7 protein-coding genes are annotated in these 13570 nt (G+C 43.6%); all 7 read left to right on the top strand.

From position 1 onward, the window contains the following. The first annotated feature begins 13 nt into the window (after window positions 1–13). Window positions 14–1201, top strand: coding sequence for a DUF4105 domain-containing protein (locus tag HC965_RS19430; protein WP_191033006.1), 1188 nt, complete (start codon window positions 14–16; stop codon window positions 1199–1201). Next, on the top strand, window positions 1201–2775 hold the full coding sequence (locus HC965_RS19425) for an alkaline phosphatase family protein (protein WP_191033005.1): 1575 nt from the start codon (window positions 1201–1203) through the stop codon (window positions 2773–2775). Before HC965_RS19430 ends, HC965_RS19425 begins: the two co-directional genes overlap by 1 nt. Window positions 2776–2880: 105 nt before the next feature. Continuing rightward, complete coding sequence (secA, locus tag HC965_RS19420; protein ID WP_191033004.1) at window positions 2881–6201, top strand: preprotein translocase subunit SecA; 3321 nt, start codon at window positions 2881–2883, stop codon at window positions 6199–6201. Between the two features lie 161 nt (window positions 6202–6362). Further along, complete coding sequence (locus HC965_RS19415; protein ID WP_191033003.1) at window positions 6363–7469, top strand: DUF6340 family protein; 1107 nt, start codon at window positions 6363–6365, stop codon at window positions 7467–7469. 60 nt (window positions 7470–7529) lie between these two features. After that, window positions 7530–7976, top strand: coding sequence for a hypothetical protein (locus HC965_RS19410; RefSeq protein WP_191033002.1), 447 nt, complete (start codon window positions 7530–7532; stop codon window positions 7974–7976). Between the two features lie 11 nt (window positions 7977–7987). Next, the gene (locus HC965_RS19405) at window positions 7988–12022 is read left to right on the top strand and encodes a two-component regulator propeller domain-containing protein (RefSeq protein ID WP_191033001.1); all 4035 of its coding nucleotides are present in this window, start codon (window positions 7988–7990) and stop codon (window positions 12020–12022) included. Window positions 12023–12148: 126 nt separating this feature from the next. Further along, window positions 12149–13393 carry a glycoside hydrolase family 88 protein gene (locus HC965_RS19400; protein WP_191033000.1) on the top strand — a complete coding sequence of 415 codons (1245 nt, stop codon included), beginning with the start codon at window positions 12149–12151 and terminating at the stop codon, window positions 13391–13393. The last annotated feature ends 177 nt before the right edge of the window (window positions 13394–13570 follow it).

The raw sequence follows: 13570 nt of genomic DNA, 5'->3' as shown, positions 1-13570 counted from the left end.
AACGAGCCTACTAATGAAACGGTCTTTTTTATATGTAGTTTTTTCCTTTTGCCTGTTGCTCCTGCCCTTTGGACACACTTATGCCAACAGCAATGACTCCATCCGTCTCAGCCTGCTGACCTGTGCTCCCGGAGAAGAGATATATTCTTTGTTCGGACACACAGCCATCCGTTACGAAAATCCTTCACAAGGCGTAGATGTTGTTTTCAACTACGGCTTATTCAGCTTCGATACCCCAAACTTCATTTTCCGTTTCTCTCTCGGAGAGACTGATTATCAATTGGGAGCTACCAATTACTCCCATTTTGCAGGGGAATATGCTTTTTTCGGACGTAGTGTGTGGCAACAGACATTGAACCTGACTAATGAAGAAAAAATCGACCTAATCCGGTTATTGCAAGAGAATCACCGTCCTGAAAACAGGGTGTACCGTTATAATTTCTTTTACGATAATTGTGCTACCCGTCCTCGTGACAAGATAGAGGAAAGCATTGCGGGGCAAGTGATTTATCCCACAGAACCGCAGGATGGTTCCCGTTCTTTCCGTGATATTGTACATCAATATTGCAAAGGACATCCGTGGGCACGTTTCGGTATTGACTTATGTATCGGAAGCGAAGCAGACCAGCCTATCACGCAACGACAGATGATGTTTGCGCCTTTTTATCTGATGGATGCCTTTGCCGGAGCGCAGATTAAGAATGACTCTATCCAGCGTCCGCTTACAGAATCCAGTGAATTGATCGTAGACGCGACTCCCGAAGAGGATGAAAGCGGATGGATACCCACTCCTCTACAGTGCGCGTTACTTTTATTTATACTAACGGCCGGTGCTACTATCTACGGTATCCGGCGAAGAACCGGATTATGGGGCGTAGATTTGCTTCTCTTCGGTGCGGCAGGTATCGTGGGATGCGTTCTTGCTTTTCTTGCCCTCTTCTCTGAACATCCGGCTGTCAGCTCCAATTTCTTGTTGCTGGTGTTTCATCCTGGACAACTTCTTTTCCTTCCCTACATCATTTATTGTGTCCGAAAAGGGAAGAAATGTTGGTATTTGACCCTGAATCTAGTCGTTTTAACACTTTTTATAGCGCTTTTTCCACTAATTCCGCAGAGATTTGACTTTGCTGTTGTACCTTTGGCACTCTGTTTGCTGATACGTTCAGCGAGCAACTTAATAGTGACATCTAAAAAGAAATAATGAAAGGACTACTAACTTCCCTCATCACCGTACTCACCTTCACAGGGCTGCAAGCACAGTCGCTGCCTACCGCGCCTAAACTTGTGGTAGGGCTGACAATTGACCAACTGCGTACGGACTACTTGGAAGCATTTTCGTCACTCTACGGCGAGAAGGGCTTCAAGCGCCTTTGGAAAGAGGGAAGAGTGTTCTATAATGCCCAATATACTTTCAGCGGTGTAGACCGTTCCTCGGCCATAGCTGCCATTTACAGCGGTACGACTCCTTCCATGAACGGAATCATCTCCAAACGATGGATGGATGCGTCAACCCTGCGTCCTGTCAACAGCACGGACGATACGGCATTCATGGGCTACTATACCGACCAAACGTGTTCGCCCAGCAAATTACTAACTTCTACCATTGCCGATGAACTTAAAATAGCGACACAAGGCAAAGGGCTTGTATATGCCATCGCCCCCAAATGCGACGCGGCTATTCTTGCCGCCGGACATGCCGGAAATGCTGCTTTCTGGTTGAATCCCAACACAGGAAAATGGAGCGGGACAACTTATTACGGAGAATTTCCCTGGTGGGCAAGCCAGTACAATGACCGCCAAGCCATTGATTTCCGTATTGCCAATATGACTTGGGAACCAATTTACCCTCGTGGAATGTACACTTTCCTGCCAGATTGGCGGGATATGGTTTTTAAATATAAATTTGACGACGACCGTAACAATAAGTACAGACGCTTCATCACCAGTCCTTTTGTGAACGATGAAGTAAATGCGCTTGCCGAAGAAGCACTGAACAAAAGCTCAATCGGCATGGATGACATTACTGACTTATTGGCAATCACCTATTATGCCGGCAACTATGCGCATAAATCCGTACAGGAATGTGCCATGGAGATGCAAGATACGTACGTACGTCTCGACCGCAGCATCGCTGACTTACTCGAATTGCTCGACAAGAAAGTTGGCTTACAGAATGTACTTGTCTTCATCACTTCTACCGGATATACGGACAGCGAATCGGCTGATTCGGGACTTTATAAGATTCCCGGCGGAGAGTTTTACCTGAACCGTTGCGCAGCTTTGTTGAATATGTATCTGATGGCTACATATGGCGACGGCAAGTATGTGGAGACGTATCATAATCAGCAAATCTATCTGAACCATAAGTTGCTGGAACAAAAACAACTGAACCTGACGGAAATACAAGAGAAGTCTGCCGAATTCCTTATGCAATTCAGCGGAGTGAACGAAGCATATTCTGCCAACAGACTTTTACTGGGTTCATGGACTCCGGAAATTTATAAGATTCGCAATGGATACCATCGCAAACGTTCGGGCGACCTGGTGATCGACGTCCTTCCCGGATGGACCATGGTGGACGAAAACAGCAGCGAAAACAAGGTAGTACGCCATTCTTTTATTCCTTCACCGCTGATTTTCATCGGTCACTCGGTGAAACCGGCTATCATACAGACTCCTGTAACTATTGAACATATCGCGCCTACACTGGCACATTTCATGCGCATTCGGGCTCCCAATGCCTGTTCGGCTGCACCCATTACCGACTTACGGTAAAAGTTTACTCACAAAAACAGGGTGCAAAACATTAATAAATCAGCATTTTAATGTAACTTTGCGCAAGAATTTTTAAATAGATAAATAATAAACATACTTATACAAATGGGATTTAATGAAATTTTAAGCTCGATTTTCGGAAACAAATCCACGCGAGACATGAAAGAAATCAAACCCTGGGTAGAGAAAATTAAAGCTGCTTACCCGGAGATTGAAAAACTGGACAACGACGCACTCCGTGCTAAAACGGAAGAAATCAAAAAATACATCTATGAATCGGCTGCCGCCGAACGTGCGAAAGTGGAAGAACTGAAAGCGGGTATCGAAAGCATCGAACTGGAAGACCGCGAAGAAGTCTTTGCACAAATAGACAAGACAGAAAAGGAAATTCTGGAAAAATATGAAAAAGCACTGGACGAAGTTCTGCCCGTTGCTTTCTCCATCGTGAAGTCAACTGCCAAACGTTTCGCAGAAAATGAAGAAATCGTAGTGACTGCTACGGATTTCGACCGTCAGCTTGCTGCTACAAAGGATTTTGTACGCATCGAAGGTGACAAGGCGATTTATCAGAATCACTGGCTAGCCGGCGGCAACGACACAGTGTGGAACATGGTTCACTATGACGTACAGTTGTTTGGTGGTGTTGTTCTGCATAAAGGTAAGATTGCGGAAATGGCAACCGGTGAAGGTAAGACGTTGGTGGCTACTCTCCCGGTATTCCTGAACGCATTGACCGGAAACGGTGTACACGTGGTAACCGTGAATGATTATCTGGCAAAACGTGACTCCGAATGGATGGGTCCTCTTTATATGTTCCACGGTTTGAGCGTGGATTGTATCGACCGTCATCAGCCGAACTCCGACGCACGCCGTCAGGCATATATGGCTGATATTACTTTCGGTACGAACAACGAATTCGGTTTCGACTATCTGCGTGACAATATGGCTATCAGTCCGAAAGACTTGGTACAGCGTCCGCACAACTATGCTATCGTCGATGAGGTTGACTCCGTATTGATTGACGACGCGCGTACTCCGTTGATTATCTCCGGTCCTGTGCCGAAGGGTGACGACCAACTGTTCGAGCAACTTCGTCCGTTGGTAGAACGCCTGGTAGAAGCACAGAAGGTATTGGCAACCAAATACCTGTCAGAAGCCAAGAAACTGATCGCATCGAATGACAAGAAAGAGGTGGAAGAAGGATTCCTTTCCTTATATCGTAGCCATAAATGTCTGCCGAAGAACAAGGCTTTAATCAAGTTCCTTAGTGAACAGGGTATCAAGGCCGGTATGCTCAAGACGGAAGAGATCTACATGGAGCAGAACAACAAGCGTATGCACGAAGTTACTGACCCGTTGTATTTCGTTATCGACGAGAAGCTGAACAGTGTAGACCTGACAGATAAGGGTGTAGACCTGATTACCGGTAATTCAGAAGATCCGACCTTGTTCGTACTTCCTGACATCGCCGGACAACTCTCGGAACTGGAAAATGTGCCAAACCTGACTAACGAAGAAAAACTTCAAAAGAAGGATGAGTTACTGACTAACTATGCGGTTAAATCGGAGCGTGTACATACTATCAACCAGTTGCTGAAGGCTTACACGATGTTCGAAAAAGACGACGAATATGTAGTTATCGACGGACAAGTGAAGATCGTAGACGAACAGACGGGTCGTATCATGGAAGGTCGCCGTTACTCTGACGGTTTGCATCAGGCTATTGAAGCTAAAGAAAATGTAAAAGTGGAAGCTGCCACGCAGACTTTTGCCACGATTACTTTGCAGAATTACTTCCGTATGTATCACAAGTTGTCCGGTATGACCGGTACTGCCGAAACGGAAGCAGGCGAACTTTGGGACATCTACAAACTGGATGTTGTCGTTATCCCGACTAACCGCCCGATTTCAAGAAAGGATATGAATGACCGCGTTTACAAGACTAAACGTGAAAAATATAAAGCTGTAATCGAAGAAATCGAGCAGTTGGTTCAGGCAGGACGCCCGGTACTGGTAGGTACTACTTCGGTAGAAATCTCCGAAATGCTGAGCAAGATGCTTACCATGCGTAAGATCGATCACAGCGTTTTGAATGCGAAGTTGCACCAGAAAGAAGCTGAGATTGTTGCGAAAGCCGGTTTCAGTTGCGCGGTAACGATTGCTACCAACATGGCAGGTCGTGGTACCGACATCAAGCTGAGTCCGGAAGTGAAAGCTGCGGGCGGTTTGGCCATCATCGGTACGGAACGTCACGAATCACGTCGTGTAGACCGCCAGTTGCGTGGTCGTGCAGGACGTCAGGGTGACCCGGGTTCTTCTGTATTCTTCGTGTCACTGGAAGATGACTTGATGCGTCTGTTCTCTTCCGACCGTATCGCAAGTGTTATGGACAAACTCGGTTTCCAGGAAGGCGAGATGATCGAGCACAAGATGATTTCCAATTCTATCGAACGTGCACAGAAGAAGGTGGAAGAAAACAACTTCGGTATTCGTAAACGTCTGTTGGAATATGACGACGTTATGAACAAGCAACGTACGGTTGTTTATACGAAACGTCGCCACGCTTTGATGGGTGAACGTATCGGTATGGATATCGTGAATATGATTTGGGACCGTTGCGCCAACGCTATCGAAAACAATGATTTCGAAGGTTGTCAGATGGAACTGCTTCAGACGTTGGCTATGGAAACTCCGTTCACTGAAGAAGAGTTCCGCAACGAGAAGAAGGAGAAATTAGCGGAACAGACTTTCAACATTGCGATGGAGAACTTCAAACGCAAGACAGAACGTTTGGCTCAAATCGCTAATCCGGTTATCAAACAGGTATATGAGAACCAGGGACATATGTATGAGAACATCTTGATTCCTATCACGGATGGCAAACGTATGTACAACATTTCCTGTAATCTGAAAGCGGCCTACGAATCGGAATCTAAAGAGGTGGTGAAATCATTCGAGAAATCAATCCTGCTTCACGTGATCGACGAATCATGGAAAGAGAACTTGCGTGAACTGGATGAACTGAAACATTCTGTACAGAATGCCAGCTACGAACAGAAAGACCCGCTGTTGATTTACAAATTGGAGTCTGTGACTTTGTTTGACGCTATGGTTAACAAGATTAATAACCAGACTGTATCTATCTTGATGCGCGGACAAATTCCTGTACAGGAAGCTCCGGACGAACAAGCTGCACGCCGTGTAGAAGTACGCCAGGCTGCTCCCGAGCAACGTCAGGACATGAGCAAGTATCGTGAGAACAAGCAGGATTTGAATGATCCTAACCAGCAGGCTGCTGCCAACCAGGATACTCGCGAACAGCAGAAGCGCGAACCGATTCGTGCGGAAAAGACTGTAGGACGTAATGATCCTTGTCCATGCGGAAGCGGTAAGAAGTACAAAAACTGTCACGGTAAAAACGCTTGAAGAAATTGAGAATTGAGAATTAAAAATTGAGAAACAAGAGTTTTCTATTTCTTAATTCTCTATTTATAAAAGAAAGTCTCAAACGGTTAAAAACTGTTTGAGACTTTCTTTTATTCTTTCAAAATAGTACTTTTGTTCAAATTACTAAATAGATTAGAACTATGGCAAAATCTTATTCACTGGCTTTCGTTTCTTTGTTCCTGCTGGCATTGAGCAGTTGCCAAAGCTTGGAGCAGATTTCCATTGATTACCTGCAACCTGCCGACCTTAGCTTCCCTCCCCAACTCAGGAAAGTAGCAGTCGTGAATAATACCAGCAATACGCCGGATAACAAACTGATAACACAAGCTGAAAAAATCAAGGAGAACTCACCGATAGTAAGTCGTGCAACGGCTTATGCGAATGGGGATACCAAAGTGGTAACAGAATCACTGGCTGAAGAAATAGCACATCAGAACTATTTCGATGAGGTGGTGATTTGCGATTCAGCTTTGCGGGCAAATGATAAGTTGGCTCGGGAGAGTACATTAAGTCAGGAAGAAGTCCGCAAACTGGCTTCCGATTTGAATGTGGATTTAATTATTGCCGTAGAAAATCTGCAACTCAAAGCGACCAAGACTGTCCGTTACCTGGATGAGTTCAATTGTTTTCAGGGGGCAGTAGATGTCAAGGCTTATCCTACTGTCAGAATTTATCTGCCCGAACGGAGCAGGCCGATGAATACGCTTCATCCTAACGACAGTATCTTTTGGGAAGAGTTCGGAGTTACGGCCGTAGAAGCTGCCACGCATATGATTCCAGATAAGGAGATGTTGCAGGAAGCTGCCGAATTTGCAGGCACGATTCCGGTGAAGCATATTGTTCCGATATGGAAAAAAGGAACGCGGTATTTGTATACCGGTGGTTCGGTGCCGATGCGGGATGCTGCTGTGTATGTACGCGAAAATTCATGGGATAATGCCTATAAACTTTGGCATCAGGCTTTCGAGGGTACAAAGAGTGAAAAGAAAAAAATGCGGGCTGCGCTCAATATCGCTGTTTACTATGAGATGAAAGACAGTCTGCCCCAAGCGCAGGAATGGGCTGAAAAAGCACAACAGTTAGCCAAGAAAATAGAGAAAAAAAATGTATCTGATAATATGCACGCCACGATCGACGATGTGCCGAATTATTATCTTACCAGTCTCTATTTGGCGGAATTGAAGGAGAGAAATGCTCAATTACCCAAGCTAAAGATGCAAATGAGCCGATTTAATGATGATTTTTAAGGAAATCTTGTATCAAATCTTATTTTTTTTATACCTTTGACTAACAAAAAGAAGCAACCCATGAAATTGAGCCAACAATCACTATCGATTATCGAAGCGGCTATCCAAAAGGCTGTCGCTAAATATACATGTAACTGTGAACAAACCGCTGTTACTGACATTCATCTTCAACCGGATCAGACTTCGGGACAACTGACTGTTTACAACGATGATGATGAAGAATTGGCAAACATCATGGTAGAAGAATGGACTACGTATGACAGTGATGATTTCCTGGAAATCGTGGAACCTTCCTTACGCAATATCCTCTGCCGAATGAAGGATGCAGGCGACTTCGACAAGGTTACAATCCTGAAACCTTACTCGTTCGTGTTGGTGGACGAAGATAAGGAAACGGTGGCAGAGTTGCTGTTGGTGGATGATGATACGATATTGGTAAATGATGAGCTACTGAAAGGATTGGATAAAGAGTTGGATGATTTTCTGAAAGAGTTGTTGGAAAAGTAAAGTTCTAATATATGGCAATAAAAAAGATTCTGTTATTAGCTTCTTTTTTACTTCTGCTTATACCGACCTATGCAAACACCGCGTATTTCAAGCATCTGAGTGTACAGGATGGCCTGTCACAGGTTAATATAATATCTATTTATCAAGACGAAACAGGAGCATTATGGTTTGGTTCTTTTGAAGGAATCAACCGGTATAATGGGCAGTCTGTTACTGTATTCCACCCCTCTCAAGGTGATATAGGTTTGACCGAGAACGAAATAATGGCCATCTGCGGCAATAAGAGAGGAAATGTATACATACAAGCACTGCATGACTTGGTTTGCTACAATACCCGCACACAGCAGTTTCATAAATTATGCACCAACAATGTCTCTAACATATACTTCCACAACGATACGCTCTGGATTGCCGGACGTAATAAACTAGAATTCCGAGTGGAAGGAGACTCTGCCATTCACCTGCTCACCACTTTTGAAGAAAACACAAGAACCTCTGCACCTATCTGTAGCACTGATGACGGATATATATACATAGGTATGAACAAGGGACTCATGCGAATCGACCGTACACGGCCCGAACGCCGGCAATCCCTCCTACCTGGCATCAAAGTACAAAGCCTTTATCAGGACTCCCGAAAGAACTTATGGATATGTACTTCCCGGCAAGGGGTGTATCGACTGGCTCCCGACGGTTCCGTTCTCAACTTCTGCAACATTCCCGACAACGCCAATTCACTATCAAACAATGATGTACGCTGTGCCATTGAGGATGATTTAGGGAATCTATGGTTCGGCACATTCTATGGACTCAATAAATATAACCCGTCAACACAGATATGGGAGAACTATGTCCATCAGAATAATATATCCCACAGTTTGAGCCACTCATCTATCTTCGCACTCTACAAAGATACACAAGGAGGAATTTGGATAGGAACCTATTTCGGAGGTGTCAACTATTACAACCCTACCAATGAGCATACCAGATATTACGAAGCCAATCCTGACATCCCCCATGCACTTAGCTTTCCCGTTGTCGGCAAAATGCAGGAAGACTCCGAACATAATTTATGGATATGTACTGAAGGTGGAGGACTGAATTTCTTAGACCGACCAACCCGGCAATTCACCCGATATGTTCACAAGAAGGGAGATTTATCCGGAATCGGGCACAATAATCTGAAATGTATCTGGTTACGTCAGGAAACAGGACAATTGTATATCGGCACGCACACAGGAGGACTTACCGTCTTTGACACCCGAAGAAAAACGGCACATACGCTCAGAAATATTCCTGACAAAGCCAACTCTTTACCCAACAATGTGATAAATGACTTACAACACTATAAAGGAAGGCTCGTTCTCTCTACTCAGGCAGGAATCACAGCCATGAATCTTGAAACGGAGAATTTCGAGCCATTATCCACACAGCCGGACATCCGGAGTCTTATAGAAGATTATATCTATGTAACATTTCACATCGACCGGAATGACAACATCTGGTTAGCCAATGGCAACGGTGGAATGACCCGAGTGAATCTGGTGACCGGAAAAAGGCAGAATTACCGACACGATCTCAAAAAGGAACAAAACATAGGACGTTTCAAGGTGTTACATATCTTTGAGAACCATTCAGGCGAGTTATTCTTCAGCACAGCAGGTTCCGGGCTATTCAAATATGAACCGGAAACAGATTCTTTCTTCCGTTTCGCCATGGAGGACAATCTCTTGATGAGTAATTATTGTTATTATGTTGCCGAATCTCCTTCACACGAGTTGTTCGTACTCCACAACCGAGGTATCTCCTGCCTGAATTCCGATAAGAAAGAACTTACATACACATATGTCATTCCACACATGAGCTTCGGACAAGGCTCAAGTATCTATTTTTCCCAAAGCGGAGAACTGTTTCTCGGAGGAACCAACGGCTTGATTTCTTTGCCTAGGATGCAAAATCTTCCTACATCGAACGATCACCAATTTTACTTTGACCAACTGATTATCAACAATAAAGTGATACACCCCGAAGATGAATCGCACATCTTATCACAAACTATGCCCTATACAGAATCTATCAGGCTGACACACAACCAGAATAGTCTCATTCTGGAAGTAGCTACATCCAATTATACACAAAACAAGTATAAATACGAATATCAACTGGAAGGATTCGACCAGACATGGCTCCCATTACATTCCCCGAAAATAGTATATACAAACCTTGACCCGGGACATTATAAACTGACTGTACGCGAGAAGAACGATTCACAAACTATCTGCGGTGAGCGTTCGCTTAACATATATATCCGTCCTCCATTCTATGCTAATTTCTATGCCTATATATTATATATACTGATTCTCTGTATTGTACTGTATGCCATCATCCGTTTTAATACCCGACAGACAAAACTGAAAGCATCGCTGGAATTTGAGAAAAAAGAAAAAGAAAGAATTAACGAACTGAACCAGGTTAAGCTACATTTCTTCACAAATATCTCACACGAGTTCCGTACCCCACTAACGCTTATCATCGGACAAATAGAGAACCTATTACAATTAAACAAACTCTCTCCATCCATGTATAACCGTTTGCTGCGTATCTATAAGAATGCCAACCATATGCGCACGCTCATCTCCGAGCTGTTGGATTTCCGCAAACAAGAACAGGGATATCTGAAACTAAAAGTAGAATGCCGGGATATCGTCGCCTTCACCAAGGAAGTTTATATGTCATTCTACGAATACGCACTCAAACATCACATCACATACCGTTTCGAAACTTCCGAGCCAAACATTAATCTATGGTTCGACCCGATGCAGATGCAGAAAGTTATTATCAACCTGCTATCCAACGCTTTCAAGTATACTCGCGGAAGGAATATCACAGTCAGTATTCGTACGCATTCTCAACAAGTATTACTCCAAATCAAGGATAGCGGAGTCGGTATCCCACAAGAGTCGATTCATAAAATATTCGACCAATTCTATCAGATAGACGGTCAAAGATCCAAATTATCCTTAGGAACAGGTATCGGACTGACCTTGAGTAAAAACATTGTGGAATTGCATAAAGGAACTATCCGTGTAGAAAGCAAAGTAGACGAAGGGAGCTGTTTTACCGTAACTCTGAAAACAGGTAACAGTCATTTTGAAGCGAATGAACTGCAAACAGAAAATACATCTACATGTATGATTAGTACTGAATTGATTTCACTGGAAGAACAACCACAGGAAGAAGAAACAGTAGAAAACACATTCAGGGAAAAGCCAGTCATACTGATAGTAGAAGACAACGACGATATCCTGGAAATGTTGAAAGAAATATTTAATCCCATTTATGAAGTACATACTGCCAAAGACGGAAAAGAGGGATTTGAACAGGCTTTGACAATACAGCCTGATATTGTACTAAGCGATGTCATGATGCCTGAAATGTCGGGGAAAGAAATGTGTTATAAGATAAAGAACACGGTTAACCTGTCACATATACCTGTCGTACTATTGACAGCACAGACATCAGTAGAATATACGATAGAAGGATATATGTATGAAGCGGACGACTATATCACGAAACCATTTAACGTAAAATTACTCGTTTCACGCTGCAATAATCTGGTAAAAAGCCGAAGAAAACTTATTGAGAAGTTCAGAAGTCAACAGCCAGCACCCATGCCGGATATTGCCATCAATCAAGCCGACCAGGAACTGATTAAGAAGGCTACAGAAATCATCTCCAAAAACTTTGAAAACCAAGAGTTCAATATGAATACGCTCGCCACCGAACTGGGACTGGGACGCAACAAGCTATATACACGCATGAAAGAGATTACAGGTCTGACTCCCAACGAATTTACACTTAAAATGAAGCTCGAAGAAAGTATGCGCTTACTCAAAAATAATCCGGAACTGAATATTTCTGAAATATCCGACAGATTAGGATTCTCAACTACCCAATATTTTAGTAAATGCTTCAAATCCGTCTTCGGAATAGCACCGCTCACATATCGGAAATCCAATTCCGCTACACCGGATACGCCTGCCTAAATCCAATAAAACATAATTTATCATTCCCGAGGACAATATCACTTTACATTCGGGACGATTTTGTATACCCTACAAGTAACAAATACGCAATCTTTGCACCATTAACTAACGAAAAACTTAAAATATATGAAGCTAGTGTCTATTCTATTTTCTTTTTTCTTATTGTCAAACTTTTCATCATTGCATGGCAAAGAAGATAATGAAGCCATCACCCGATCCTTCAACCGGGCAGAGCAACAATATACCGCCATGCTGAAAGCCTTACCTGAGCCAATTGCTTATCCACGCACTACCGATAACGACGGAAAGCTGCGCACCACCCCACTAAATGACTGGACGGAAGGCTTCTACCCCGGCAGCCTTTGGTATATCTATGAAAACAACAGGCAAAAGACGTGGAAACAAGAAGCAATCCGCTGGACGGAAGCCTTGGAACCGCTAAAGAAACAGAAAGAACATCATGATATCGGCTTCCTTATTTATTGTAGTTTCGGAAATGCATACCGCCTTACGAAAAACGAAGAATACAAACATATCATCATAGAGGCAGCAAACTCACTCTGCAGCCGTTTCAGCCCGAAGACAGGTTGTATCAAATCATGGAATTACCGGAAATCATGGAATGGTAAAGATGAATGGTTTTACCCCGTTATCATAGACAACATGATGAATCTGGAATTACTTTATTTCGCCAGTAAAATGACCGGTAACCCACATTATGCTGAAATAGCCAATTCGCACGCTATCACCACCGCACGGGAACAATTCCGTGAAGATTACAGCAACTATCATGTAGTCAACTATGACCCGGAGACAGGAAAGGCACTCCATAAACAAACTTGCCAGGGATTCTCTGACAATTCCGCATGGGCACGTGGACAAGCATGGGCTATTTATGGATACACAATGGCTTATAGAGAAACAAAGAAACCTGAGTTTTTGGAAATGGCACAACATACCGCCGAATTCTGGCTCAATCATCCCAATCTACCCAAAGACATGGTGCCCTACTGGGATTTCAATGCCGGACAAGAAGGATACGTCCCCGAATGGGAATATGACGCAAAAGACTTCAAAGAGATACCAAGAGATGCCTCAGCAGCAGCTATCACAGCTTCCGCATTATTCGAACTTTGCCAATATGTGGATAAGAAAACAGGAGAGAAATACTACCGGGCAGCTGTGAAAACTCTGGAATCATTGGCTTCACCAAGTTATCTGGCGACTCCGGGAACCAACGGGAACTTTCTATTAAAACATTGCGTGGGAAGTATCCCACATAAAAACGAAATTGATGTACCCCTGGTATATGCCGATTATTACTTTTTGGAAGCACTCCACAGATATAAGAACTCAAAAGGTATAAGATAAGCTTTTCACAGAATATTAAAATCAGAACTTAACACAGAATAAAGGGTGGTCCCCCCTATCCATTCCTTTACGCAACAGAGACCGGAGATGTTATCATTTTCGGCCTCTGTTGCGTTTATCCCCATAAAATAAAGCATATACAATTGTACCTCATGACAAAATTACCCTACTTTCGGT

The organism is Bacteroides sp. GM023 (assembly GCF_014750685.1).
GTDB lineage: Bacteria > Bacteroidota > Bacteroidia > Bacteroidales > Bacteroidaceae > Bacteroides.
The sequence above is the reverse complement of the archived record's forward strand: the minus strand, read 5'-3'. Positions and strand labels throughout refer to the sequence as shown.

Bases quoted from the DNA above. Each gene is read 5' to 3' on its own strand.
- HC965_RS19410 (WP_191033002.1), top strand. From the start codon at position 7,530: ATGAAATTGAGCCAACAATCACTATCGATTATCGAAGCGGCTATCCAA.
- HC965_RS19415 (WP_191033003.1), top strand. From the start codon at position 6,363: ATGGCAAAATCTTATTCACTGGCTTTCGTTTCTTTGTTCCTGCTGGCA.
- HC965_RS19400 (WP_191033000.1), top strand. From the start codon at position 12,149: ATGAAGCTAGTGTCTATTCTATTTTCTTTTTTCTTATTGTCAAACTTT.
- HC965_RS19425 (WP_191033005.1), top strand. From the start codon at position 1,201: ATGAAAGGACTACTAACTTCCCTCATCACCGTACTCACCTTCACAGGG.
- HC965_RS19430 (WP_191033006.1), top strand. From the start codon at position 14: ATGAAACGGTCTTTTTTATATGTAGTTTTTTCCTTTTGCCTGTTGCTC.
- secA (WP_191033004.1), top strand. From the start codon at position 2,881: ATGGGATTTAATGAAATTTTAAGCTCGATTTTCGGAAACAAATCCACG.
- HC965_RS19405 (WP_191033001.1), top strand. From the start codon at position 7,988: ATGGCAATAAAAAAGATTCTGTTATTAGCTTCTTTTTTACTTCTGCTT.